Source organism: Shewanella electrica, from assembly GCF_022321485.1.
GTDB lineage: Bacteria > Pseudomonadota > Gammaproteobacteria > Enterobacterales > Shewanellaceae > Shewanella > Shewanella electrica.
This window is the reverse complement of sequence record NZ_JAKOGG010000005.1, coordinates 273,063-296,363: the sequence shown is the minus strand read 5'-3', so window position 1 is coordinate 296,363 and position 23,301 is coordinate 273,063. Positions and strand designations below refer to the sequence as shown.

Sequence of the window (23,301 nt, the reverse complement as noted above, 5' to 3'; positions counted from 1 at the left end):
GATGACAAAACAAGCGACAAAGGTTGGCTGCCGTTAGCTTTAGGGCAACATGTCGACCGAGGTCATGTTTTTAGCAAACGCATATCAGTAAACGTTTAATTTAATATCGCTATGTAGTAGGTTATATAGCGTTTTTAAGGGAGCACAAGCTGAGATGGATGTAACGCGTCGACGGATTTTACAAGGCCTGGGCGGCTTATTGGGCAGCAGCCTGTGGCCTAATCTCACTATGGCGAGCACAGCATCACAGCTATCAATGTTTGGTCAGGTGCCGTCCGCCGCTAAGGCGCAACGACTCATTAGCGCTGGCGCACCGGCCGACATGTTGCTACTGGCGTTGGCGCCAGAACGACTGTTGGGCCTTGCTAGCTTCGACCTTGGCGGCGATTATCCGTGGCTGAGCAATAAACTCACCGCCTTACCTAAACTTGGCCGCTTGGCTGGACGCTCTAGCACGCTGTCACTCGAACAGTTACTGGCGTTAAAACCCGATCTGATTATCGACTGTGGCACTGTCAACGATACCTTCCGTTCCACCGCCGAGCGTATTGTCGCGCAAACAGGCATTCCTTATCTATTGGTCAGCGGTAAGCTGGCAGATTCTGCCGCACAATTACGCCAAACCGGCGCAGTGCTGGGGGCTGACGCGCGCGCTGAACAGTTAGCGCAGATCGCCGAGCATATTTTGGCTGAGGCGGCGCACTTTGCTGATGCTCGTGGCCGACAACTTAGCTTTTATGCAGCGCGTGGCGCTCGTGGCTTGGAAACTGGTGTTGCGGGTTCATTGCACACTGAAGCGATAGAGTTGCTTGGTTTACGCAATGTGGCTAGCGCGGAACATCAACGCGGTTTGGCGCCAGTATCCATGGAACAACTGTTGTTGTGGCAGCCCGATATCATCATTACCCAAGAGCCATCAACGTGGCAGCACATACAGACTTCGCCACAGTGGCAAGGGTTAAAGGCGGTACAGCAGCAACAGGTATTGTTGCTGGCAAGATTCCCGTTCGGTTGGTTTGACTCGCCTCCAGGGATCAACCGTTTACTCGGCATTAGGCGTTTACAAGCTTATCTTGACCCGAGTTTGCAAGCAGGTTTTAAAGCGGAAATGCAGCAGTTCTTTGCTGCGTTTTATCACAGTGAGCTGAGCGATGCGCACTATCAGCAACTGGTGGAACCGCAGTTGGTGAATGCTTGATGACACTGCGTGCGACCACCATCACCTTAGTTGGATTACTGCTTGCGAGCCTGCTGCTAGCAATCTCCGTGGGCAAATTCCCATTATCCCTCACAGATTTGAGCCAGTTATTGTGGGGCGATGCGACCAGCGTTAACCACAGTGCCTCCGTAGTATTTTGGCAAATCCGCTTGCCGCGGGTGTTAGCTGCGTTATTGATTGGCGCTGCGTTAGCAGCGGCGGGCACGGCTTATCAAGGTATGTTTCGTAATCCGCTGGTGTCCCCCGACATTCTTGGTGTTTCCGCGGGGGCAGGCGCGGGAGCGAGCTTGGCGATTTTACTCGGCTTGTCGATGGCGGGCATTCAGCTATTTGCCTTCGCCGGCGGATTAATGGTGGTCGCGTTAGTGTGCGTGATTGCCCAATTTACGCGGCGACAAGATCCGGTGTTATCGCTGGTGCTGATAGGTATTGCTGTGGGCACCTTATGTGGTGCGTTTATTTCGCTGATCAAAGTGCTGGCCGATCCTTACACTGAGCTGCCGTCGATTACCTTTTGGCTGCTCGGTGGCCTCAATACCATTACCGTGGCGGATCTCTCTACCGCAGCACCATTGCTGCTTATCGGCATTTTACCGCTGTGGCTGTTACGCTGGCGCATGAATTTGCTGAGCTTACCCGATGACGAAGCGCGAGCGATGGGGGTTAATGTTACGCAACTGCGCTGGGTGTTGATTGTGGCGGCCACGTTAGTTACCGCCAGTGCGGTGTCTATTGCCGGCATCATCGGTTGGGTTGGATTAGTGGTGCCGCATATCTGCCGCATCATGACCGGAGCGAACAACGTGCGGCTATTGCCCTGTGCTATGGCGGTTGGTGCCATTTTGCTGCTAGTCACCGATACCATGGCGCGTACCATCAGCCACGTTGAACTGCCGCTGGGCATTCTCACCGCCATGATTGGGGCGCCATTTTTCTTGTTGCTGTTGATGCGAAGGGAGCGCTTGTGAGCTTAGTAGCGTTTGAAAGCGTTGCCATAGGCTATGCTGAACATTTGGTACAGCAACAGCTGACCTTTGATATCGCTATCGGTGAAGTCTGTTGCCTGCTCGGTGCCAATGGTTGTGGCAAAACCACGTTGATCCGCAGTTTGCTCGGACATTTGCCGCTGTTGGGCGGCGATATTCTGTTGCAGCAACGTTCGATTAGCGCTTGGAGCCAACGTGAATTGGCTAAATGGTTGGCCTATGTGCCACAGGCGCATGATGGCCCGTTTGCGTTTAGCGTGTTAGATATGGTGTTGATGGGGCGCAGTGCGCACTTAAGCGTGTTTGCCTCGCCATCTCAGCAAGAACGGCAGCAAGCATTGGCGCTGCTTGAGCAGTTAGGTATTGCTCACTTAGCGCAGCGGTTGTATCCCTCTCTTAGCGGCGGTGAGCGGCAACTGGTATTAATTGCACGAGCCTTGCAGCAGCAGCCGCAGTTGTTGATTATGGATGAGCCAGCAGCAAGTTTAGATTTTGGTCATCAGATTGGTTTGTTAGAGCAAGTTAGGCAGTTAAAACAGGCGGGCATGACAGTGTTGATGTCTACTCACCATCCGCTACACGCACGGGCGATTGCTGATCGGGTGGTATTGATGTCACCCCAAACCGGCGTGCAGCAGGGCACTGCCGCAGAGATGCTCACCGGACAACGTTTGGCGGCATTGTATAAGGTGCGAGAAGCCGATATTCGGCATCATCTCGGAATAGATGGGTAAAAGCTAAGGGAGAACTCAGTCATGGTGTTGGACGAATTAAATTTTGCCGAACTGTATCAACAACAGATGGCGCAGGCGGGACGCACCACCAAAGCGCCAGAACATTGGGATGCACGCGCGGAGCAGATGGCCGAATCCTGTGCCAATCCGCTTGACCCGTATCTGTTGCAACTGAAACAAAAGATCGACTTATCCGGTGCAACCACGCTGTTTGATATGGGCTGCGGTCCAGGTTCCGTATGTTTAAGTTTGGCCGACTCACTCAAACACGTTTACGGCGTTGATTACAGCCGTGGCATGTTGCAAGTGGCGGCACGGCGCGCGGAATATATGGGCCTGCAGAACGTCACCTTGATGAATTACTCTTGGGAAGATGATTGGCAAGAGATCCCCGAATGCGATATTGCTGTCGCTTCCCGCTCAACCTTGGTGGCTGATTTGCGCCAAGCGATGATTAAGCTCAACAATAAAGCCAAGTTGCGGGTGTACACCACTCACACGGTCGCCACCTCATTTGTGGATGTGAATATTCAGCGGGCGGTGGGGCGTCCAGTGGTCGAATTGCCCAACTACATCTTTGCGGTGAATATTCTTTACCAACTCGGGATCCACCCAAACGTGGACTATATTCGCGGACCGAATTGCCAGAATAAAACCGCAACCTTTGAGGAGTTTTTGGAGTCAGTTAATTGGTCGTTAGGTAAATTGACCGATGACGAGCAGCAAAAACTGCAGCAGTTTTACCTACAAAAACAAGCCAGTGGTGAGCCGATTATGCCGCCATCACGGGATTGGGCGCTGGTATCTTGGGAGAAAACCAAAACGCTGTAACTGGGGATTTAGCGCCAGCAGCGGCATCCGCTCATCAGGCATCATGCTAGCAGACATCCATCACTCTGGCATCAGCTAACCAAGCCAACCAAGCCTGATTGGCTTGGTTATCGCGCTAATTTAGTTAAAGCCAAAGGCTTGCTTAAGCACCTTTAAATAACGGCGAGAGACTGGAATTTTCGCTTCGCTGTGAGTCGTTACTTCGCCGCCAGTTTCCAGCACTTCTATCTCCGCAATCGCCGATGGCGCCACTAAATACTGACGATGGCAGCGCAGCAGTGGCGTTTTTTCTTCCAGCACTTTCAGTGTTAGCTCGGTATGCACTTGCTCTTTGGCGGTGGCGATATGCACGCCAGTCAAATCACTAAAGGCATATTCCACTTCATTGACTGCGATAATTTTCAGCTTATTGCCGCTGTAGCAGGGCAGGTGCTCTAGGTGCACGGGCATCACAGGCGTGAGAATTTGCGGGGTTAAATCGCGGCGAACTTTGCTGAGAGTTTGCTGTAACCGTTGCTCGTCCAACGGTTTGAGTAGGTAGTCAAAGGCATGATTATCAAACGCTTTAATGGCAAATTCATCATAAGCGGTGACAAACACAATCCGTGGCATCCGCTCTGGATCGAGCATAGCGATCAGTTCCATGCCGCTGATACGCGGCATTTGGATGTCGAGAAACACTAAATCGGGTTGCTCGCGGTTGATGGTTTGCATTGCGTCCACGGCATTGCCACATTGGCCAATAATGTCAATGTCGGCTTGTTGTTCTAATAATTCTGCCAGTGCCTCGCGGGCATATGGTTCGTCGTCGACAATTAAGCAACTTATCATGTTAATCGTTCCGGTAAGGTAGCGTGATCGTTACCCGAGTGTAGACATCAGGCTCACAACTGACGTTAACGCCATATCGCGTGCCATATTGATTCTGAATACGTTTATGTACCAGATTCATCCCCAAACCATCACTGGTTTTTTTCGCTTGGTATAAACCGGCATTATCTTCCACCACTAAGGTGACACTGCGTTTATCGCGCTCGGCGGAGACGTTAATAATCCCCTGTTCGAGCAGGTGTGACGTGCCGTGTTTTACCGCATTTTCAATAATCGGTTGCAGGGTAAAAGCGGGCATTTCCATACCGTACAGCGCGCTATCTATCGCTATATTCACTTGTAGCTTATCGACAAAACGCGCCCGCTCGATGGCGAGGTAGGAGTCGATATGTTCCAGCTCGTCGCCCAAGGTGACCACGCCGGTGGTGCGTTTTAGATTGATGCGCAAAAACTGACTCAACTGTTGCAGCAGTTGCCGCGCTTGTGCGGGATCGCGCCGCACAATGGCGCTGATGGTATTGAGCGCATTAAACAAAAAGTGCGGATTGACCTGTGCTTGTAACAGTTTTAACTCCGCTTGCGTCAACATAGTTTGCTGCTGCTCAAAACGGCCATAGAGGATCTGGTTGGACAGCAACCGGGCAATCCCTTCACCCAGCGTTCTGTTGATGTTGAGAAACAGCTTATTCTTCGGCTCATACAGTTTGATGGTGCCGATCACTTCGTTGTCGGCACGTAGCGGGATCACTAAGCTCGACCCCAATTTACAGCTACTTGATATGGAGCAGGCGTAGGGCGTTTCCACCCCGTCAGCAAACATCACCTTGTTTTGATGAATCGCATCCATGGTGATTTTGGAGGATATCGGGGTGCCGGGAATATGATGGTCGGCGCCAATGCCGATAAAGGCCAGCAGCTTCTCGCGGTCGGTAATCGCCACCGCGCCCACCGCCGTTTCTTCAATGACGATTTTGGCGACTTGGGTACTGGCCTTTTCGTTAAAGCCTTTACTGAGCAATCCCACACTGCGTTCGGCGATCTTCAGTGCTTTGGTAGAAAAGCTCGACGACAACTTATCAAACATGGTTTTTTGGTCGCGAATAATGCTCATAAACAGCGCCGCGCCGATGGAGTTGACCATTAGCATTGGCGGCGCAATCTGCCGAACCAATGCCAGTGCATCATCAAACGGCCGCGCGACCAGCAGAATAATGCACATCTGCATCATCTCGGCGTAAAAGGTGACTAAACCGACCAGAAACGGATGGTACACCAGTTCGCTACGGCCCTGTTTGCGCAGGTAGTAGCTCATCATGCCGGCAGAAAATCCCTCCAACGTGGTGGAGATAGCACAACTGAGATCGGTAAAACCGCCCAAGCTATAACGATGAATACCGCCAGTGAGGCCAACGAGTAATCCGGTGGTGGGGCCGCCGAGCAAACCGCCGAGCACGGCGCCCATCGCGCGGGTATTGGCGATAGCGCCGTGGGCTTGTTCCCCAAAATAGGTTGCCATGATGCAGAAACTGGAAAACACCAGATAGATATACACTTTGTGCGGTAGGCGGGTAGAGGCTTCGGCAAACAGCTTAAACATCGGTGTTTTGCTGACAAGGTAAACAATTACCATGTAGAGACACATCTGTTGGGTAAGGGCGAGGATCAGCGCCATCTGCATTTCACCTTGAGCGATAGGACCGCGAATATTTTATTATCGCGTTATATTGCCAGAATTTTTGCGTCAAATCAGAGTATTCCTTGACGAAAGCCGCTATAAATCAGCAAATTCTAATTGATGGTGGATAGCAAAATGACCGAATCAGTTCATGGGCACGCAGTGTTGGAGATGTTGTTAGCGCAGCCAGAGGGGATCAGCAAAGCTGAACTCAAAGCGCAGATGCAGCAACGGTTTGGCGTTGATGCCCGTTACCATACCTGTAGTGCCAGCGACATGGATGCGGAGGCTCTGATCGCCTTTTTAGCCGCTCGCGGCAAGTTTGTGGATGCCAGCGCCGGTATTACCACACAAGCGGACAAAATCTGCCAGCACTGAGATATAACGCGGTTAATGCCTGCCAACAACAGCGTTGTTGGCGGTTTGCATCGTTTGCTAACAGAAGATTAATCGCTGGTGCCTGAAGGGTTCATTTAAACGCATCCTGAACTTTGTTGCCTCCAGTTTGCTTAGTTGACTAAGTGTCGCAGGCGGCGTCTCGTTCATAACGTGTTTAATTTGGACAAAAATTAAACACTAAAGATAGGCAGCCCCTAGGGCTGCTGTTGCTCGCAGAGTTCCAGCAGGTGCGCTTGCTCGGCTGCCGATAACTGTGCGAAGTTAGCGATGAAGATGCGCAACAGTTTCGATTTGGCGATGCCGGTTTGCAGCGATAGATCGTCTAGTTGGCTGATACTTTGCTCGGTAAGGGTAAACGTGGCATGACGAAACTGCTTCACGGCTTTTTCTTTGGCGGTTTCTGCCGCTTCAGCCTTAGACTCAGCAGTCTCAGTCGCCACTTTACTGGGTTTGCCTTGGGCATAGTTGTTAGCGTCTTCAATAAAATCATCAATGGAGACGCTAGCAGGTTTCTTCTTAATCTGTTGTCGCTTTAAATCAGTTAAGCTCATAAGAGTTTTCCGGTGGTATCGCAAACAACTCATCGGCGATGGCGCGGATCTCCTCAGCTGCTTTCCCGCTGGGATCAAGCTCAATGACTGATGAGCCTTTCTCTTCGCTATCATCGTAGATATTACGGCTGAAGGTGACCGAGTTAAGCACCCGCAAGCCAAATGATTCCACCACTTCTTTTGCTTCCAAAATGCGTTTTACTTGGGTGGGGAGTGCTGGGCATTGGGTCAGCACTATGGTGGCAACCATCTTCGGATTGACCATTTTACAGGTGCTAAGCATATCTTCCATGTGCGGCAGGGTTTTTAAATCGCGCCGTTTCGGCCGCAGCGGGATCATGACATAGGTTGCTACCGACATGGCGGCACGCATGGCGAGGTTATCTTGGCCGCCGCAATCAACAATCACGTAGTCATAACGCTCATCAAGACTCAGCAGATCGTTGCGGATTTTGCCGTAGAGCTGAATACAGTTAATGGCAGGGAGTGATTCATCTGTATTACGGGCTTGGATCCAATCTGACGTGGTGCGTTGCGGGTCGCAGTCCACCATCAGCACCTTCGCGGCATACTTTTGCGTAACATGCACCGCAATATTTTGTGCGAGGCAGCTCTTACCACTTCCGCCTTTCTCGCCACCGACGAGCAGTATCATAGAAATTCTCCCTCAGCATGAGCTACTTAGTTTCACCAAGTATAGAACACTCTGTTAGGTTCACTGTGCCACTTAAAACAGCTGCATGGCGATGCGATAAACGTCATTGATTGGGCTACAACGGCATACCTGGCCGCGAATGGTATTTTGTGCATCAGTGCCTGCATTAAAGGTTACCTCAATCAGTTCGCCTAGCTTAAACGGCTGACGATATTCTAGCTGGATGCCACGGCGGGACAGGTCGATACACAGAGCATCGGCAGCTCGCCGTTCACCGCTAGCGTCTTGCCAACTGAGTCTGACCGCTTCAAATTCCAAATCGACCCTCAACGATTTACGGCGTTCACTAAATAAATCGAGTTCCTCGCTCATAGATGCTCCTACATATAACGTGCTGATTATGCGTAACCTTAACCAAGCATAGAATGCTTAGGTGCTCGCCGCTAATTGTTCGTCTATATAAAAAGCCCAGCATAAAAGCTGGGCGATATATTTTAGGAAACAGCGAATAAACCAGATAGTGCTGGTCTTGGCACAAGGCTTTTGTCTCTCCGCCGCGGTTTATCCATCACTTAGTTGTCGTACTCTTGATTACGTGGGTAGGGCATTTTTAGTTGGCCCCAACGTATGACGATGACGGTGGACGCCAGCACCAGCGTGGAAAGCGATATGGCTAATACGCGCCAATCTTCCATCGCCTTCATATCAAGGATCAGATACCGCGCTAATGCCACAATGGCAATATACAGCGGCATACGCACGGGTAGCTTACCGGACTCGGCATAGTTGGCGACCATTGCCAGCACTTCAAGATAGATGAAGAGCAGCAGTAGATCGGCTAATTGCACTTCACCCGCGTCAAAAATGTGTAGCCCCTCTTGCCCAATGGCCACTATGGTGGCGATAGCGATCAACAACAACACAATATGCTCGACCGCTTTGAGCGATTTGGCACCATACTTTCGATAGATTTCCATTGGAACTCCCTACATTATTTTTCCGTTCATTATCAACAATTCAGCAATGAACTGGCAGGCAATTTTACGTGACAACAATCACAGATATATGAAGATAAGTTTATGCAAGGAAGCGCTAAACAGGCATAAAAAAACCGCCCGTAGGCGGTTTTGACACATTTAAGCAAATTACTTCTTCAGTGATTCGCTCAACAGTGGACGGAATTTCTTCACTAACTGGATAGTCGCTTTTGGACCACCGGCAATGATGTTACCGCTCAGCAGGTAGTTATGACCACCTGACAATTCAGCAACAGTACCGCCTGCTTCACGCACAATCAGATCACCCGCAGCGATATCCCATGGTTTCAGGCCAATTTCAAAGAAGGCATCAACACGGCCAGCAGCCACATAAGCCAGATCCAACGCTGCTGAACCAGCACGACGAATATCGGTGCAGCTAGCAAACGCTTCCGCGAACAGCTTCATGTAGGTTTCAGTGTGTTGACGTGCTTTAAATGGGAAACCAGTAGCGACCAAGCTTTGGCTCAGATCAGCTGGGTTGTTAGCACGGATACGGAAATCGTTAAGTTTTGCGCCTTGACCACGTACTGCAGAGAACAGCTCTTCACGTACTGGGTCATAAACGATAGCCACTTCAGTTTTGCCTTTTACTTGTAAGGCGATAGAAACGGCGAAATGAGGTACACCATTAACAAAGTTGTTGGTGCCATCTAGAGGATCGACAATCCACAAGTAATCTGAGTTAGAGCCTTTGCTCTCACCACCTTCTTCGCCCACAATGCTGTGGTCTGGATAAGATTTGCGGATTTGCTGAACAATAGCAGCTTCTGCTTCTTTATCGATATTTGATACGAAATCGTTTAAGCCTTTGGTGTCAACTTGGACGCGGTCCAATTCGCTGAAACCACGCATGATAATTTGGCCCGCGGCGCGCGCAGCGCGCACACCGATAGTAAGCATCGGATGCATTGCAATCCCCTGGATGTGAAAGAACGGTCGAAAAAACGTGCGCATTATACATGAGCTTTTCGTTATATCAAATGTCGATTTTTGTATGAGCATTCGATACTGTCTGTGGTACGATCTGCCACCAAATTCTAAACCAAGTGATAAGTCGTTAAATGCTTAGCAATATTCGTGTTGTGCTGGTGGGCACTACTCACTCAGGTAATATTGGCTCGGTGGCGCGAGCGATGAAAACCATGGGCCTGTCTTCTCTTTATTTAGCCGAGCCACAAGTGACGCCTGATGGGCAGTCTATCGCACTTGCAGCGGGTGCTTCTGACATCCTTAAAGATGCCGTGACCGTAGAGAGCATGGAAGAAGCCATTAAAGATTGTTCGTTAGTGATTGCCACCAGTGCCAGAAGCCGTACCTTGGAGTGGCCAGTGCTGGAGCCGCGCGAGGCGGCCAAGAAACTTGTCGAACAAAGTGAACACGGAAAAGTTGCTATTGTATTTGGGCGTGAGCGTAATGGTTTGAGCAACGAAGAGTTGCAGATGTGCCATTATCATTTGGCTATTCCCGCCAACAGTGAGTACAGCTCATTGAACTTGGCGCAAGCGGTACAGATTGTTTGCTATGAAACCCGTATGGCCTATCTTGATGCCCAAGGTGGTGAAACCCATGCCGAAGACGCAGCGGTAGAATATCCATCAGTCGAAGATCAAGAACGCTTCTATGAACATCTGCATAGCACGTTGCTCAATACCGGCTTTATTATCAAAAACCATCCTGGCCATATTATGCAAAAGTTACGTCGCCTATTTAGTAAGGCACGTATCGAAGCGCCAGAGATGAATATTCTGCGTGGCATTTTGACCTCCGTAGATAAAGCCGTTGATAAAAATAAAATAGAGTAGTTTGAGGCGAGTAAATGGGTGTGATATCCAGGCTTAAAGAAGACATTCAGTCAATCTATCACCGCGATCCTGCTGCACGCAGCGCTATCGAAATCCTGTTTAATTATCCAGGAATGCAAGCGATTTGGTTACACCGTGTTAGCCATAGGTTGTGGAAAGCCAAATGGTTTTTCTTAGCGCGTAGCCTGTCCACCTTTTCTCGCTGGTTAACCGGCGTCGAGATCCATCCCGGCGCGACTATTGGTCGCCGCTTTTTTATCGACCACGGCATGGGCATTGTTATCGGCGAAACGGCTGAAATTGGCGATGATTGCACGCTGTACCACGGCGTCACCTTAGGTGGAACCACGTGGCAGGCGGGCAAACGCCACCCAACATTGGAAAATAACGTGGTTATTGGTGCTGGCGCCAAAGTGTTGGGGCCTATCACCATGCACAGTGGTGCGCGCGTTGGTTCTAACTCGGTGGTGGTAAAAGATGTACCAGAAAATACCACAGTGGTGGGCATTCCCGGCCGTGCTGTGACGGTACAAACACCGCAATCGAAAGAGAAGTCGGAACGCCGTACCGCGATGGCGAAAAAATATGGCTTTGATGCCTATGCGGTGTCACCAGATAATCCTGACCCTGTGGCGAACGCCATTGGGCAAATGCTCGACCATATGCATCTGATGGACTCGAAAGTACAAGATTTGTGCAAAGTTATTCAAAGTATGGGCGGTGCGGTCTGTACCGAAAAGTTGCCAGAAATCGACGTGGGTGACTTTGGCGATGCCGAAACTGCAGCAGCAGAGAAGCGCCGCCAAGCGATGGAATCGTTTGATCCTGAGATCTAGCCCATTTTGTAACTAAATCTGGCTGTTTTTCGTTGAAAGCGATGGCACAAAAGCGTCTAATACCCAACTAATGAGTATGGGTATTTAACAAATTGGCGAGAAAATAACCTACTAAGTTACTGGGTTTTATACTTGACTAAAATAGTGGGATATGTTGCAATTCAACTCACTTATTTATCGCCATGGTGTATGTATGAAGTTGACATCTAAAGGTCGCTACGCGGTAACCGCAATGCTTGATGTTGCGATTCATTCGGCTAATGGGCCGGTACCGCTGGCAGATATCTCTGAGCGTCAGGGAATTTCTCTTTCTTATCTTGAGCAACTGTTTGCCAAACTACGCAAAAATGGTTTGGTTGCCAGTGTGCGTGGGCCAGGTGGTGGCTATCGTCTGGGCAAAGATGCAGCAGATATCTCAGTTGCCATGGTGGTCAACGCTGTGGATGAATCGGTTGATGCAACCCGTTGCCAAGGGCAATCTAATTGCCAAAGTGGTTCGCGTTGCCTGACCCATTCATTGTGGGGCGATTTAAGTAAGCAGATTTCAGAATTTTTAAACGGCATCAGCCTTGCTGCATTAATGCAAAAGCGCGATGTTCAATACATCTCGGTTAAGCAAGACAAGATGCATCAGGAACAGCAACGGATCAGCGCCTGATCCGCTGTTAAAAATTAATATAAAAGTACGTGGTATGTAGCCTCGGCGGAGACTGCTAAGTACGGAGTGTGTAATGAAACTTCCTATTTATTTGGATTATGCCGCAACAACGCCGGTTGACCCTCGCGTTGCTCAGAAAATGGCACAGTACATGACAATGGATGGCGTTTTTGGCAATCCAGCGTCCCGTTCTCACCGTTACGGCTGGCAGGCTGAAGAAGCTGTCGATATTGCTCGTAACCAAATCGCTGATTTCATCAACGCCGATCCTCGTGAGATTGTGTTTACGTCTGGCGCGACTGAGTCTGATAACTTGGCTATCAAAGGCGTAGCTAACTTCTATCAGAAAAAAGGCAAGCACATCATCACTTGCAAGACCGAACACAAAGCGGTGCTCGATACTTGCCGTCATCTTGAGCGTGATGGTTTTGAAGTGACTTACCTTGATCCAGACAGCAACGGTCTAATCCCGTTGGAGCGTATTGAGAATGCGATGCGTGATGACACCACCTTGGTAAGCATCATGCTGGTCAACAACGAAATTGGCGTGATCCAAGATATCAACGCTATCGGCGAATTGTGCCGTAGCAAAGGCATTGTGTTCCATGTTGACGCGGCGCAAGGCGCTGGCAAAGTCGACATCGACGTACAAGCCACCAAAGTGGATCTGATGTCTATCTCTGCTCACAAGATGTATGGCCCTAAAGGTATCGGCGCGCTGTATGTTCGTCGTAAACCACGCATTCGCTTAGAAGCGCAAATGCACGGTGGTGGTCATGAGCGTGGTATGCGCAGTGGTACTTTGCCAACGCATCAAATCGTGGGCATGGGTGAAGCTGCTGCCATCGCTAAAACCGATATGGCAAAAGACAACGAACGCATTCGTGCGTTGCGTGACCGCTTGTGGAACGGTATCAAAGATATCGAAGAAACCTATATTAACGGTGATATGGAACATCGGTTCTGCGGTAGCTTGAACGTAAGCTTTGCTTATGTAGAAGGCGAATCATTGATGATGGCGCTGAAAGACTTGGCGGTATCTTCAGGTTCTGCTTGTACTTCTGCCAGCTTGGAACCTAGCTACGTTCTGCGTGCATTAGGTCTTAATGATGAAATGGCACACAGCTCGATCCGTTTCACCATCGGTCGTTTCACGACTGAAGAAGAGATTGATTACGCGATTGCAACCATCAAGGATTCAATCGGTAAACTCAGGGAGATGTCTCCATTGTGGGAGATGTTCAAGGATGGTATTGACCTCAATCAGGTGAAGTGGGCAGCCCACTAATTTCCCGCAGACGTATTAAATTTGGAGCAATATCATGGCATATAGTGAAAAAGTAATTGACCACTACGAGAATCCTCGCAATGTGGGCTCGTTTGAAAAAGACGATCCGTCAGTGGTAACGGGTATGGTGGGTGCACCTGCATGTGGCGACGTAATGAAGCTGCAGTTGAAAATCAACGAAGCAGGTATCATCGAAGACGCGCGCTTCAAAACCTACGGTTGTGGTAGCGCTATCGCTTCAAGCTCACTGGTTACTGAGTGGGTGAAAGGTAAAAGCGTTGAAGAAGCGGCCTCGATCAAAAATACTGACATTGCTGAAGAGTTGGCCTTGCCACCAGTGAAAATTCACTGTTCAATTCTGGCCGAGGACGCTATCAAAGCTGCTCTGGAAGAATATAAGTCTAAAAAAGCCTAATCAACGCCGGGAGTTAACATGTCAATTTCTATGACACCTGCAGCAGCAGAACGCGTCAAATCTTTTCTCGATAATCGAGGCAAAGGTTTAGGTCTGCGCTTAGGACTGAAAACTTCCGGTTGTAGTGGTATGGCTTATGTCCTCGAATTTGTTGATGAACTTAACGAAGACGACGAGGTATTTGCAATCGATGGCGTCAACATCATCATTGACGCCAAAAGCTTGATTTACCTCGAGGGCATTGAACTTGATTTCGTCAAAGAAGGCCTTAACGAAGGCTTTCAGTTCAATAATCCTAATGCTAAAGGCGAGTGTGGTTGCGGTGAAAGCTTCACTGTATAACCCACTTACCTCGCAATAGAGCGCTGTATGAACTACTTCGAGTTGTTTGACTTGCCAGCTACGTTCGATGTCGACGTAGCTGACCTATCTACCCGCTACCGTGAGCTGCAAAAAGCAACTCATCCGGACAGATTCGCCAACGCTAGCGAACAGCAAAAAATGCTAGCCGTTTCTCGCACTGCGCAAATTAACGATGGTTTTCAAACCTTAAAAGAACCAATTCGCCGTGCCGAACATCTGCTGGAACTCAAAGGGGTGGATATTAAAAATGAAACCCAAACGGTAAAAGACACCAGTTTCCTGATGCAGCAGATGGAATGGCGTGAAGCGCTGGAAGACATCTCGCACAGTCGCGATGCTGACGCCGCCGACGAGCTTGAGCAGACGTTTAAGCAATATCGCGCCGCCATCACTGAACAATTGCAGCATTTATTAGCAAGTGATGATGCTTCTGTCATACAAAATGCAGCAGATCACGTCAGAAAGCTAAAGTTTATGGCAAAATTGCAGGATGAACTGGTGCGCATTCAGGATGCGTTGTTTGAATAAGCATACTGAGTGAAGCGTCTCTTACTCGGTTAACAATTTGGCTCACTTAGGTTGAGCCAAATTTTTAATGAAGAATGGATATTTATGGCACTTTTGCAAATTGCTGAACCCGGCCAAATGGCTGCTCCTCACCAGCATCGTCTCGCCGCTGGTATCGATTTGGGCACTACCAATTCTCTGGTGGCATCTGTGCGTAGCGGTAAGGCAGAAACCTTAGCCGACGAAGCTGGCGTGCATTCTCTGCCTTCTGTGGTGCATTTTGCCGCAGACAACATCACCGTTGGTCAAGTCGCGTTGACCCAATCCGCCCTTGACCCACAGAACACCATTGTCTCGGTCAAACGTTTTATGGGCCGTTCACTGGCCGATGTGCAGCAAGGCGCACAGCGTTTTCCTTACCAATTCGAAGCCAGTGAAAACGGCTTACCAGTATTTGTGACTGATGCCGGTAAGTTCAACCCGGTGCAAGTGTCTGCTGAAATTCTACGGCCGCTGATTGCCCGTGCTGAAGCCACGTTAGGCGGCTCGCTCGAAGGCGTGGTGATTACTGTACCTGCCTATTTTGATGACGCGCAGCGCCAAGGCACCAAAGATGCTGCCAGCTTGCTGGGTGTAAAAGTATTGCGCTTGCTGAATGAACCAACCGCAGCGGCTATCGCTTATGGTTTGGATTCAGGGCAAGAGGGCGTTATCGCCGTTTATGATCTCGGCGGCGGCACGTTCGATATCTCTATTCTGCGTCTTAACCGCGGTGTGTTTGAAGTATTAGCGACCGGCGGTGATTCTCAACTCGGTGGTGACGATTTTGATCACCTGCTGGCGGAAGACCTACGCACGCGCTTGGGTCTTGGCGAGTTAGCGCCGCAGCAAGAGCGGCAACTGTTGATGGAAGCGCGTCGCGTGAAAGAAGCGCTGTCGAACGATGCCACTGCCACGACTGTGCTGACGGTAGAGGGTCGTGAAGTGACTTGTGACACTGGCGTTGAGCAGTTCAATGAACTGATCAACAAGCTGGTGAAGAAAACCATTCAAAGCTGCCGTAAAGCACTGCGTGATGCCGCTGTTGAAGCGGAAGAAGTGTTAGAAGTGGTGATGGTGGGTGGTTCAACCCGCGTGCCATTAGTACGTGAGTTAGTGGGCGAATTCTTCGGCCGTACACCGCTGACCAGCATCGACCCTGATCGCGTAGTCGCCATTGGCGCTGCCATTCAAGCTGACATTCTGGCGGGTAACAAACCCGATTCAGAACTGCTGTTGCTTGATGTGATCCCATTGTCGCTCGGCATTGAAACCATGGGCGGTTTAGTGGAAAAAGTGATTCCACGTAACACCACCATTCCGGTCGCACGTGCGCAAGAATTTACTACTTTTAAAGATGGGCAAACCGCCATGGCATTCCATGTGGTGCAGGGCGAACGTGAACTGGTGGCTGACTGCCGTTCATTGGCGCGCTTTACGCTGCGTGGCATCCCCGCATTGGCGGCGGGTGCGGCACATATTCGGGTGACGTTCCAAGTGGATGCTGATGGTTTGTTGAGTGTTACCGCCATGGAAAAATCGACTGGCGTACAGTCGAGCATTCAAGTGAAACCATCGTTTGGCCTGTCAGATACCGAAATCGCTGGCATGATCAAAGACTCGATGAAATACGCTAAAGAAGATATCGAACTGCGGATGTTAACCGAGCAAAAAGTGGAAGCTGCGCGCGTGCTTGAGTCACTCAATGCCGCCTTAGCTGCCGACGGTGATCTGTTAGCCGCCGATGAGCGTCAAACTGTTGATAGCGCCATGCAAGCACTGGCACAAGCTGCTGATGGCAACAACACCGATGCTATCAAAGCCGCCATCGAAGCTGTTGATGCTGCGACGCAGACATTTGCCGCGAAACGAATGGACAATTCAATTAGAGCCGCACTGAAAGGTCAGTCGGTCGATAAAATATAGGTGGAAAAATGCCACAAATCGTATTTTTACCTCACGCTGAACTTTGCCCAGATGGCGCGGTAGTAGAAGCGGAAAAAGGCGAATCAATTTTGAACGTTGCGCTGCGTAACGGTATTGAGATTGAACATGCTTGTGAAAAATCATGTGCTTGTACAACTTGCCATGTGATTGTGCGTGAAGGGTTTAACGACCTAGAACCAAGCGATGATTTGGAAGACGACATGCTCGATAAAGCATGGGGCTTGGAACCAGAAAGCCGCTTGTCGTGCCAAGCCAAAGTGGAAGATGAAGACCTCGTGGTTGAAATTCCAAAATACACTGTCAATATGGTCAGTGAAGGTTAATTGAGAGGCCAGCGCAAGCTGGCCTTTTTTATCAGCCTATTTAGGCGGTGATTAAATAGGCGTGCCTGTACTGAATAATTTTTACCGAATCATAGGGAGGCGGTTATGGCACTAAAATGGACCGATTCATTAGAGGTAGCGTTGGCGTTGTTGGATGAATATCCCGATGTTGCACCAGAGACCATTCGTTTTACCGACTTGTATGAATGGATTTTGGCGTTGGATGAGTTTGAAGACGATCCCGCGCGCTGTAATGAACAGATTTTAGAGGCGATTTTGCAGTGCTGGCTGGACGAAAAATAGCAGACGCACTAGAGAATGTGTCAATGTTCTCAAACTGTTAGCCAAGAAAACTGCGTTAGCACGCTAAAATCGGTGGATTTGTGATATTCGATTAGGATTTCCGTTAGTAATTTCGTATAATCCGCGCGAAATTTAAATTCGCTGATTTAGGAACCTTTAACATGGCGATTGAACGTACTTTTTCTATCATCAAGCCTGATGCTGTTGCAAAAAACCACATCGGCGCAATCTATAACCGTTTCGAAAGCGCTGGCCTGAAAATCATCGCCTCTAAAATGGTTCACCTGACTAAAGAACAAGCTGAAGGCTTCTACGCTGAACACAGCGAACGTCCTTTCTTCGGCGCTTTGGTTAGCTTCATGACTTCTGGTCCTATCATGGTTCAAGTTCTGGAAGGCGAAAACGCTGTTCTGGCTAACCGTGAAATCATGGGCGCTACTAACCCAGCTCAAGCTGCTCGCGGTACTCTGCGCGCTGACTACGCTGACAGCATCGACGAAAACGCAGTACACGGTTCAGACGCTCTGGCTTCTGCAGAACGTGAAATTGCTTACTTCTTCGCAGCTGGCGAAATCTGCCCACGTACTCGTTAATTCGAGGCTTAGGCACAAAAAAGGCGCATTGAATGCGCCTTTTTTATTGCCTGCGATTTACCCATTCAGATGTTAGTTCAGTGGCTCAATCGCAACTCTTGGCGATGCTGATGCCGAAAATGCTCGTCGCATACACGACAGCGCTGCTCGGTGGGATCTGCCCGTAATCTTTCCGGTTCGATGTTGGCTTCGCAGTCGGCACACAAACCATACAATCCCAACTCTAATTGGCAGATGGCGGCGTCTAAGCGGACGATACGTTGATAAATGCTTTGCTGGCACAACGGGCTAGCCGCCAGTTGTTCGACAACATCACTGAGTGACAAATCGGTGAGTTTGGGTGCGATGGCTGTCAACTCTTGCCTGAGTTCCGTCTCAATGGCTGACAATTTTTGTCTAAGTGGTTGAGTATTCACGTTGGCCGCCTATAAGTCATCCGTATAGACGATAGTCTAGTGAGCTGATGAAAGCTCACTATGACATTGATCAAGTCGCGCTAATTTAACTGTGCGGCGGTGGCTTGTAATAGTGCCACAATCTCTTCACGGGTTTTCAATAAACGTAACTGGCGGAACAGCTCATCGGCCTCAGTGTATTGGCGGTTCAGGTAACTAAACCACTGTTTGATACGAGCAGGAAAATAGAGGTTTTTCTCATGTTCGTATTCAGTGTATTGCAGTAACAGTTGTAAGGTTTGCGGCCACGTATAGGGTGTATCAATGCCTTTAATGGCATTAGCGAGGTTGGGTAGGGCGATGGCGCCTCGGCCAATCATCACATCAGTACAACCGGTCACTTCACGACAGCGGTCAGCATCGGCTTTATTCCAGATCTCGCCATTGGCAATCACCGGGATTGGCAGCTTCTGCCTGATATCGGCAATATATTCCCAGTAGGCCGGTGGACGGTAACCGTCCGCTTTGCTGCGAGCATGTACCGCGAGTTCACTGGCACCGGCTTCATACACTGCTAAGGCGTTTTCCATATAGAGTGAACGATCATCAAAGCCCAAGCGTATTTTCGCGGTAACAGGCTGATCACTCGGCACCGCTTGACGCATCGCTTTAACCACGTCGTGTACTTGCTCTGGGCAGCGCAGCATGATGGCGCCACCATTACTGCGATTGACCATTTTGGCAGGGCAGCCAAAGTTGGCATCCACGCCATGCGAACCGAGATTAATCGCGGTGACAGCATTGTCGGCCATACAACTCGGGTCTTGTCCCAGCAGTTGTACGCGCACGGGAGTGCCTGCTAAGGTCTTACCTTGTTGCTGTAGCTCAGGGCATAGGCGGTAAAACACTTTTTCTGGCAGCAGTTGGTCAACAACACGCACGAATTCGGTCACCAGCAAATCATAGTGATTGATACTGGATAACAGCTCGCGCATAAGATGGTCGACAACCCCTTCCATCGGGGCAAGAATCACTCTCACGTGGGCACTACTCTTGGTGGTTTAGCAATTAAAGGCCGCGCATTCTACCCTAAACGGGAAGATTGCCAAAGGGATGATAGTGTGGCTCGATGGGGTTAATCTGAGCTTTTTACTTGGGTATATCTGTCAAGTTGGTTAGAATCCCCAATTGAGAATAGTTTTCATTTGGTGGTTGTCGATGATTAAACGCGGTTTCTTTCTTCTGTCCGGTTTGTTAGCTGTCGCTTTAGGTGTGTTGGGCATGTTTTTGCCACTGTTACCTACGGTGCCTTTTCTGCTGCTTGCTGGCTTTTGTTTTGCCCGTTCCAGCCCGCGATTGCACCGCTGGTTGCATGAGCATCCTTGGTTTAAGGTGCCGTTAGCGGATTGGAACCAAAATCGAGTGATCCGTCGGCCGTTGAAAATCCGTGCCTCGATTGTGGCCGGGTTAAGCTTTGCTTTTAGTATTTTTATTGTGCCGCTGTGGTGGGTTAAGTTGCTGTTGCTTTGTATGTTTATCGCTTTGATGGTGTTCTTGTGGCGTCAAAATGAAACCTCCGCGACCACAGTAGCCCCCGGTTCGGTGTCGGCCAAATAAACAACCGTTGCCGCACAATCGCCCGAATGCGGTTGCAACCACAATCAAAGGGGCTTAAGCTTTAGCCGAATTTTAGACGAGGTCCATCTTTTGGGTGGGCCTTTTTGTTGGTGAATACACGGTAACCCCGTCAAATTAAGTATTGAATTATGGCTACAAATACCGAGCAGTTGGCGCTAATCAAGCAGAGTATCAAAACCATTCCTGATTATCCGAAGCCCGGCATCATGTTTCGCGATGTCACCAGTCTGTTGGAAGATCCGGTTGCTTACCAAGTAACGATTCAAGCATTCGTGGATCTGTATAAAGATCTTGGTTTCACCAAAGTGGTGGGCACTGAAGCCCGCGGCTTCCTGTTTGGTGCGCCACTGGCGTTGGAAATGGGCGTCGGTTTTGTACCAGTACGCAAACCGGGCAAACTGCCGCGTGCCACTATTGCCGAAAGCTATGAGCTGGAATACGGTCACGACACCCTGGAAATGCATCAAGATGCTATCGTACCCGGTGACAAAGTGTTGGTGGTTGATGACCTGCTAGCCACCGGCGGGACTATTGAAGCGACCGTGAAACTGATCCGCCGTTTGGGTGGTGAAGTGGCCCATGCCGCGTTTGTTATCTCATTGCCTGATTTGGGCGGCGAGCAGCGCTTGGTCAATATGGGCTTAGAAATCGCCAAATTATGTGAGTTCGAAGGGGATTAATTCCGCAATTACTCACGCCTCGGATCGTAGCAATAGCATGTCGCTAAGCTGCATGGTATTGTTTGACGATCCGCGGAGCTTGCTCCCGCAATATCAAGCCAATGTTATTTGGGGAGTTTCATGTCATATCAGGTATTAGCCAGAAAATGGCGACCTGCCAGTTTTGAACAGGTTGTGGGTCAATCTCACGTCCTGCATGCATTAACCAATGCGCTCAGTCAGCAGCGCCTGCATCACGCTTATCTTTTTACCGGCACGCGCGGCGTGGGTAAAACCAGTCTTGCCCGGCTATTTGCTAAGGGCCTCAACTGTGAACAAGGCATTACCGCAACCCCATGTGGCAAATGCGCTAGCTGTGTAGAGATTGCTCAAGGCCGTTTTGTCGACTTGATTGAAGTGGATGCGGCATCGCGCACTAAAGTCGATGACACCCGCGAGCTATTGGACAACGTGCAATATCGGCCCACTCGTGGCCGTTTTAAAGTCTACCTGATTGACGAAGTACACATGCTATCGCGCAGCAGCTTTAACGCGTTGCTGAAAACGTTGGAAGAGCCGCCTGAGCATGTGAAGTTCCTGCTGGCGACCACCGATCCGCAAAAACTCCCTATTACTGTGTTGTCGCGTTGTTTGCAGTTCAACTTAAAGAGTTTGAGCCAGCAAGAGATTGGCCAGCAACTCAGCCATATTCTCACCCAAGAGCAAGTGCCGAACGAGGCGCCAGCATTGCAGTTGTTAGCTAAAGCGGCTAACGGCAGTATGCGTGATGCGCTGAGCTTAACCGATCAAGCGATAGCCTTTGGCGCTGGTCAAGTGATGTTGTCACAAGTGCAAACGATGCTGGGATCAGTGGATGAACGCCAAGTGATCTCACTGTTAGAGGCACTGGTAAATGGTGATGTCGCTGCGTTGATGACACAGGCCGATAAAGTGCTGGCGTTTGGCGCGGATGCCGATGAAGTGCTGCGTAGTTTGTTAGAACTGCTGCACCAAATTACGCTGGCACAATTTGCCCCAGCGGCGGCGCAGTTGTCGCTGTATGCCGAACAGATTAATCACTTTGCGGCAAGTCTGGCTCCTGAGCAAGTGCAGCTCTATTACCAACTGCTGTTGCATGGCCGTAAAGACTTACCGTTTGCGCCCGATCCTAAATCTGGTTTGGAAATGGCGCTGTTGCGGGCCGTAGCATTTGAGCCCAGCACCACGCCACAACGTTGGCAAGGTGGTGAAGCGGCACCATTAGGACAATCGACAGCTATTGCGCCAGCCGCTCCTAGCACATCAACCACGCCAACTCATGTTGCTGCGCCAGTAAGTCAGCCTGTAGCGGCAACGCCTGTGGGTGAACCCGCCGCACCAGAGCCCAGAATGAGTGCCGGGATTGCCGTTAGCACCGATGACGAAGACGATGATAGCGACAGCTATGATGGCGATTATCAGCAAGCGAGTGACGATGAACTGGCACAGATGCAAGCTGAGCAGAGCTTGATCATGTCACAAGCGGACAGCATGGGCTATCAACCGCAAGCTGACCAACCCGTTGCGCCAGTCGGCGAAGCCAAACGTTATATCACCGATGATGATGTAGAGCCGCCAGCGCCGTTCCATGACGATTTAACCGGCGATATGTTTGGTGCACCAACTGCGCCAGCGCAGGCTGAAGCCGTCCCGCCACCAACGGTAAGCCAGCCAGCCGCGCCAACGATAAAAGAAGATAGCTTTGGCGACGATGTGCTGGATATGGTGCTAGCCAGCCGAGATAGCTTACTAAAAGAGATTGAAGAGTTAAGTAGCGATGATGACTCGGTGGTGAGTTCCCCCGGACTTGGCCCAAAAAAAGTGGCCCAGGAACCCCGAGGAGCCCTTCCTGAGCCATCACCGCCGCAGTCTCCTCCACCATCAAACCACACTGCGGCAGTTGCTGAGCCTAAGACAGCACCAGCGCCAACCATAGTTGCTGAGACAGAAAGTGCATCTGAGCCAGAAATGGCTACTGCAGTTATAGCGCCTGTAGCGACCAATGACGCCGCGCATGCAGCGCAACAGGCAGTTGCACCGACAGTCACGGCCACGGCAGCGAACATTCCGGTTGCTGAACCAGCTCCAGCGGCGGTTTCCGAGGTGGAAGCGCTACCAACGGCTTTGCAAGCCGCACCCACCGGCCACCAAGATGACCTGCGTTGGTACAAACTGGTGGCAAGTGTCGATATAGGTGGCCGAGTGCGGCAATTGGCGGCCAACTCCGTATGTTACGCATTGGGCGAAGAGCTGAAATTGCTGCTTAAACCCGATCAAAAACACCTAGCGGCCAAAACCGCGGTGGCGCAAATGGAAGCCGCGATGAGCGACGTGCTCGGCGTTAGCTGCCATGCGGTGATTGAAGTGGGTCAAGATGAACAGCGTGAAACGCCACGCGAAATTCGCCGTCGCTTCAATCGTGAATTATTAGCTCACGCCAAAGATGAGTTGATACGGGATCAAAACGTACGCTGGTTGATGGCGCAGATGGGCGCGCAGTTGGATGAGGACTCTTTGAGCTATCCGGCTGAAATGCTGGCGGAAAAAACAGCGCAGATTGCCAGTTAAGTGATGC

At 50.2% G+C, this 23,301-nt stretch carries 28 protein-coding genes; 19 read left to right on the top strand and 9 right to left on the bottom strand.

The annotated features are described in order from the left end of the window. Positions 1 to 154: 154 nt before the first annotated feature. The 4 genes from L9G74_RS10295 to L9G74_RS10280 are packed head-to-tail and all read left to right on the top strand — an operon-like array spanning position 155 to position 3,770. Entirely contained in the window at positions 155 to 1,198 is a 1,044-nt protein-coding gene (locus L9G74_RS10295) for an ABC transporter substrate-binding protein (protein ID WP_238896222.1), read from the top strand. Next, entirely contained in the window at positions 1,198 to 2,187 is a 990-nt protein-coding gene (locus tag L9G74_RS10290; RefSeq protein ID WP_238896221.1) for a FecCD family ABC transporter permease, read from the top strand. Before L9G74_RS10295 ends, L9G74_RS10290 begins: the two co-directional genes overlap by 1 nt. Further along, the gene (locus tag L9G74_RS10285; protein ID WP_238896220.1) at positions 2,184 to 2,939 is read left to right on the top strand and encodes an ABC transporter ATP-binding protein; all 756 of its coding nucleotides are present in this window, start codon (positions 2,184 to 2,186) and stop codon (positions 2,937 to 2,939) included. Before L9G74_RS10290 ends, L9G74_RS10285 begins: the two co-directional genes overlap by 4 nt. Before the next feature lie 21 nt (positions 2,940 to 2,960). Beyond that, positions 2,961 to 3,770: a class I SAM-dependent methyltransferase gene (locus L9G74_RS10280; protein ID WP_238896219.1), complete on the top strand. Its 810-nt coding sequence runs from the start codon at positions 2,961 to 2,963 to the stop codon at positions 3,768 to 3,770. 120 nt (positions 3,771 to 3,890) lie between these two features. Here the strand turns inward: L9G74_RS10280 and btsR are convergent, their stop codons facing one another. After that, a complete protein-coding gene (gene btsR, locus L9G74_RS10275) occupies positions 3,891 to 4,601 on the bottom strand; it encodes a two-component system response regulator BtsR (RefSeq protein ID WP_238896218.1) in 711 nt (236 codons plus the stop codon). 1 nt (position 4,602) lies between these two features. Beyond that, positions 4,603 to 6,273 (bottom strand): LytS/YhcK type 5TM receptor domain-containing protein, encoded by a 1,671-nt coding sequence (locus L9G74_RS10270; protein ID WP_238896217.1) that lies wholly within the window; start codon positions 6,271 to 6,273, stop codon positions 4,603 to 4,605. A 138-nt stretch (positions 6,274 to 6,411) separates the two neighbouring features. Here L9G74_RS10270 and L9G74_RS10265 point away from each other — a divergent pair, with 138 nt between their 5' ends. After that, entirely contained in the window at positions 6,412 to 6,654 is a 243-nt protein-coding gene (locus L9G74_RS10265; protein ID WP_238896216.1) for a YecH family metal-binding protein, read from the top strand. 215 nt (positions 6,655 to 6,869) lie between these two features. Here L9G74_RS10265 and L9G74_RS10260 read toward each other — a convergent pair whose 3' ends face one another. From L9G74_RS10260 to suhB, 5 genes are all read right to left on the bottom strand, one after another. Then, a complete protein-coding gene (locus tag L9G74_RS10260) occupies positions 6,870 to 7,226 on the bottom strand; it encodes a replication protein RepA (protein WP_238896215.1) in 357 nt (118 codons plus the stop codon). Beyond that, positions 7,213 to 7,881: an AAA family ATPase gene (locus tag L9G74_RS10255; protein ID WP_238896214.1), complete on the bottom strand. Its 669-nt coding sequence runs from the start codon at positions 7,879 to 7,881 to the stop codon at positions 7,213 to 7,215. Before L9G74_RS10255 ends, L9G74_RS10260 begins: the two co-directional genes overlap by 14 nt. 72 nt (positions 7,882 to 7,953) lie before the next feature. Next, positions 7,954 to 8,253, bottom strand: a complete 300-nt coding sequence (locus tag L9G74_RS10250) for a PilZ domain-containing protein (protein ID WP_238896213.1) — start codon at positions 8,251 to 8,253, stop codon at positions 7,954 to 7,956. A 200-nt stretch (positions 8,254 to 8,453) separates the two neighbouring features. After that, the gene (locus tag L9G74_RS10245; protein ID WP_238896212.1) at positions 8,454 to 8,858 is read right to left on the bottom strand and encodes a phosphate-starvation-inducible protein PsiE; all 405 of its coding nucleotides are present in this window, start codon (positions 8,856 to 8,858) and stop codon (positions 8,454 to 8,456) included. 168 nt (positions 8,859 to 9,026) lie between these two features. Beyond that, the gene (gene suhB / locus L9G74_RS10240; RefSeq protein WP_238896211.1) at positions 9,027 to 9,830 is read right to left on the bottom strand and encodes an inositol-1-monophosphatase; all 804 of its coding nucleotides are present in this window, start codon (positions 9,828 to 9,830) and stop codon (positions 9,027 to 9,029) included. A 152-nt stretch (positions 9,831 to 9,982) separates the two neighbouring features. Between suhB and trmJ the strand changes: the two genes are divergently transcribed. From trmJ to ndk, 11 genes are all read left to right on the top strand, one after another. Further along, the gene (gene trmJ, locus L9G74_RS10235; RefSeq protein ID WP_238896210.1) at positions 9,983 to 10,723 is read left to right on the top strand and encodes a tRNA (cytosine(32)/uridine(32)-2'-O)-methyltransferase TrmJ; all 741 of its coding nucleotides are present in this window, start codon (positions 9,983 to 9,985) and stop codon (positions 10,721 to 10,723) included. 14 nt (positions 10,724 to 10,737) lie between these two features. Next, positions 10,738 to 11,559 carry a serine O-acetyltransferase gene (gene cysE, locus L9G74_RS10230; RefSeq protein WP_238896209.1) on the top strand — a complete coding sequence of 274 codons (822 nt, stop codon included), beginning with the start codon at positions 10,738 to 10,740 and terminating at the stop codon, positions 11,557 to 11,559. Positions 11,560 to 11,752: 193 nt separating this feature from the next. Next, positions 11,753 to 12,217, top strand: coding sequence for a Fe-S cluster assembly transcriptional regulator IscR (gene iscR / locus L9G74_RS10225; RefSeq protein ID WP_238896208.1), 465 nt, complete (start codon positions 11,753 to 11,755; stop codon positions 12,215 to 12,217). 73 nt (positions 12,218 to 12,290) lie between these two features. Continuing rightward, the gene (locus L9G74_RS10220; protein ID WP_238896207.1) at positions 12,291 to 13,505 is read left to right on the top strand and encodes an IscS subfamily cysteine desulfurase; all 1,215 of its coding nucleotides are present in this window, start codon (positions 12,291 to 12,293) and stop codon (positions 13,503 to 13,505) included. Between the two features lie 34 nt (positions 13,506 to 13,539). Beyond that, positions 13,540 to 13,920: a Fe-S cluster assembly scaffold IscU gene (iscU, locus tag L9G74_RS10215; RefSeq protein ID WP_238896206.1), complete on the top strand. Its 381-nt coding sequence runs from the start codon at positions 13,540 to 13,542 to the stop codon at positions 13,918 to 13,920. An 18-nt stretch (positions 13,921 to 13,938) separates the two neighbouring features. Continuing rightward, on the top strand, positions 13,939 to 14,262 hold the full coding sequence (gene iscA / locus L9G74_RS10210; RefSeq protein WP_238896205.1) for an iron-sulfur cluster assembly protein IscA: 324 nt from the start codon (positions 13,939 to 13,941) through the stop codon (positions 14,260 to 14,262). A 27-nt stretch (positions 14,263 to 14,289) separates the two neighbouring features. Further along, positions 14,290 to 14,811: a co-chaperone HscB gene (gene hscB / locus L9G74_RS10205; protein WP_238896204.1), complete on the top strand. Its 522-nt coding sequence runs from the start codon at positions 14,290 to 14,292 to the stop codon at positions 14,809 to 14,811. An 84-nt stretch (positions 14,812 to 14,895) separates the two neighbouring features. Then, positions 14,896 to 16,755: a Fe-S protein assembly chaperone HscA gene (gene hscA, locus L9G74_RS10200; RefSeq protein ID WP_238896203.1), complete on the top strand. Its 1,860-nt coding sequence runs from the start codon at positions 14,896 to 14,898 to the stop codon at positions 16,753 to 16,755. Positions 16,756 to 16,763: 8 nt separating this feature from the next. Continuing rightward, the gene (fdx, locus tag L9G74_RS10195) at positions 16,764 to 17,099 is read left to right on the top strand and encodes an ISC system 2Fe-2S type ferredoxin (RefSeq protein WP_238896202.1); all 336 of its coding nucleotides are present in this window, start codon (positions 16,764 to 16,766) and stop codon (positions 17,097 to 17,099) included. A gap of 105 nt (positions 17,100 to 17,204) precedes the next feature. Further along, positions 17,205 to 17,402, top strand: a complete 198-nt coding sequence (iscX, locus tag L9G74_RS10190; RefSeq protein ID WP_238896201.1) for a Fe-S cluster assembly protein IscX — start codon at positions 17,205 to 17,207, stop codon at positions 17,400 to 17,402. Between the two features lie 161 nt (positions 17,403 to 17,563). Beyond that, positions 17,564 to 17,995: a nucleoside-diphosphate kinase gene (gene ndk, locus L9G74_RS10185; RefSeq protein WP_238896200.1), complete on the top strand. Its 432-nt coding sequence runs from the start codon at positions 17,564 to 17,566 to the stop codon at positions 17,993 to 17,995. A gap of 77 nt (positions 17,996 to 18,072) precedes the next feature. Here the strand turns inward: ndk and L9G74_RS10180 are convergent, their stop codons facing one another. Beyond that, the gene (locus tag L9G74_RS10180; RefSeq protein ID WP_238896199.1) at positions 18,073 to 18,411 is read right to left on the bottom strand and encodes a TraR/DksA family transcriptional regulator; all 339 of its coding nucleotides are present in this window, start codon (positions 18,409 to 18,411) and stop codon (positions 18,073 to 18,075) included. An 80-nt stretch (positions 18,412 to 18,491) separates the two neighbouring features. Continuing rightward, complete coding sequence (dusC, locus tag L9G74_RS10175) at positions 18,492 to 19,430, bottom strand: tRNA dihydrouridine(16) synthase DusC (protein WP_238896198.1); 939 nt, start codon at positions 19,428 to 19,430, stop codon at positions 18,492 to 18,494. Between the two features lie 178 nt (positions 19,431 to 19,608). On the opposite strand from dusC, the gene L9G74_RS10170 reads away from it, so the two are divergent. From L9G74_RS10170 to dnaX, 3 genes are all read left to right on the top strand, one after another. After that, the gene (locus L9G74_RS10170) at positions 19,609 to 20,007 is read left to right on the top strand and encodes a YbaN family protein (protein ID WP_238896197.1); all 399 of its coding nucleotides are present in this window, start codon (positions 19,609 to 19,611) and stop codon (positions 20,005 to 20,007) included. Between the two features lie 149 nt (positions 20,008 to 20,156). Next, a complete protein-coding gene (apt, locus tag L9G74_RS10165) occupies positions 20,157 to 20,708 on the top strand; it encodes an adenine phosphoribosyltransferase (RefSeq protein ID WP_238896196.1) in 552 nt (183 codons plus the stop codon). Positions 20,709 to 20,828: 120 nt separating this feature from the next. Continuing rightward, on the top strand, positions 20,829 to 23,294 hold the full coding sequence (gene dnaX / locus L9G74_RS10160) for a DNA polymerase III subunit gamma/tau (protein ID WP_238896195.1): 2,466 nt from the start codon (positions 20,829 to 20,831) through the stop codon (positions 23,292 to 23,294). Positions 23,295 to 23,301: the final 7 nt, after the last annotated feature.

Coding starts and splice junctions, on each gene's coding strand:
- dnaX (WP_238896195.1), top strand. CDS start 20,829: ATGTCATATCAGGTATTAGCCAGAAAATGGCGACCTGCCAGTTTTGAA.
- L9G74_RS10255 (WP_238896214.1), bottom strand. CDS start 7,881: ATGATACTGCTCGTCGGTGGCGAGAAAGGCGGAAGTGGTAAGAGCTGC.
- L9G74_RS10260 (WP_238896215.1), bottom strand. CDS start 7,226: ATGAGCTTAACTGATTTAAAGCGACAACAGATTAAGAAGAAACCTGCT.
- L9G74_RS10265 (WP_238896216.1), top strand. CDS start 6,412: ATGACCGAATCAGTTCATGGGCACGCAGTGTTGGAGATGTTGTTAGCG.
- L9G74_RS10170 (WP_238896197.1), top strand. CDS start 19,609: ATGATTAAACGCGGTTTCTTTCTTCTGTCCGGTTTGTTAGCTGTCGCT.
- L9G74_RS10270 (WP_238896217.1), bottom strand. CDS start 6,273: ATGGCGCTGATCCTCGCCCTTACCCAACAGATGTGTCTCTACATGGTA.
- fdx (WP_238896202.1), top strand. CDS start 16,764: ATGCCACAAATCGTATTTTTACCTCACGCTGAACTTTGCCCAGATGGC.
- L9G74_RS10250 (WP_238896213.1), bottom strand. CDS start 8,253: ATGAGCGAGGAACTCGATTTATTTAGTGAACGCCGTAAATCGTTGAGG.
- L9G74_RS10220 (WP_238896207.1), top strand. CDS start 12,291: ATGAAACTTCCTATTTATTTGGATTATGCCGCAACAACGCCGGTTGAC.
- ndk (WP_238896200.1), top strand. CDS start 17,564: ATGGCGATTGAACGTACTTTTTCTATCATCAAGCCTGATGCTGTTGCA.
- apt (WP_238896196.1), top strand. CDS start 20,157: ATGGCTACAAATACCGAGCAGTTGGCGCTAATCAAGCAGAGTATCAAA.
- trmJ (WP_238896210.1), top strand. CDS start 9,983: ATGCTTAGCAATATTCGTGTTGTGCTGGTGGGCACTACTCACTCAGGT.
- L9G74_RS10280 (WP_238896219.1), top strand. CDS start 2,961: ATGGTGTTGGACGAATTAAATTTTGCCGAACTGTATCAACAACAGATG.
- L9G74_RS10245 (WP_238896212.1), bottom strand. CDS start 8,858: ATGGAAATCTATCGAAAGTATGGTGCCAAATCGCTCAAAGCGGTCGAG.
- hscB (WP_238896204.1), top strand. CDS start 14,290: ATGAACTACTTCGAGTTGTTTGACTTGCCAGCTACGTTCGATGTCGAC.
- hscA (WP_238896203.1), top strand. CDS start 14,896: ATGGCACTTTTGCAAATTGCTGAACCCGGCCAAATGGCTGCTCCTCAC.
- L9G74_RS10295 (WP_238896222.1), top strand. CDS start 155: ATGGATGTAACGCGTCGACGGATTTTACAAGGCCTGGGCGGCTTATTG.
- L9G74_RS10290 (WP_238896221.1), top strand. CDS start 1,198: ATGACACTGCGTGCGACCACCATCACCTTAGTTGGATTACTGCTTGCG.
- iscR (WP_238896208.1), top strand. CDS start 11,753: ATGAAGTTGACATCTAAAGGTCGCTACGCGGTAACCGCAATGCTTGAT.
- btsR (WP_238896218.1), bottom strand. CDS start 4,601: ATGATAAGTTGCTTAATTGTCGACGACGAACCATATGCCCGCGAGGCA.
- cysE (WP_238896209.1), top strand. CDS start 10,738: ATGGGTGTGATATCCAGGCTTAAAGAAGACATTCAGTCAATCTATCAC.
- suhB (WP_238896211.1), bottom strand. CDS start 9,830: ATGCATCCGATGCTTACTATCGGTGTGCGCGCTGCGCGCGCCGCGGGC.
- iscX (WP_238896201.1), top strand. CDS start 17,205: ATGGCACTAAAATGGACCGATTCATTAGAGGTAGCGTTGGCGTTGTTG.
- iscU (WP_238896206.1), top strand. CDS start 13,540: ATGGCATATAGTGAAAAAGTAATTGACCACTACGAGAATCCTCGCAAT.
- iscA (WP_238896205.1), top strand. CDS start 13,939: ATGTCAATTTCTATGACACCTGCAGCAGCAGAACGCGTCAAATCTTTT.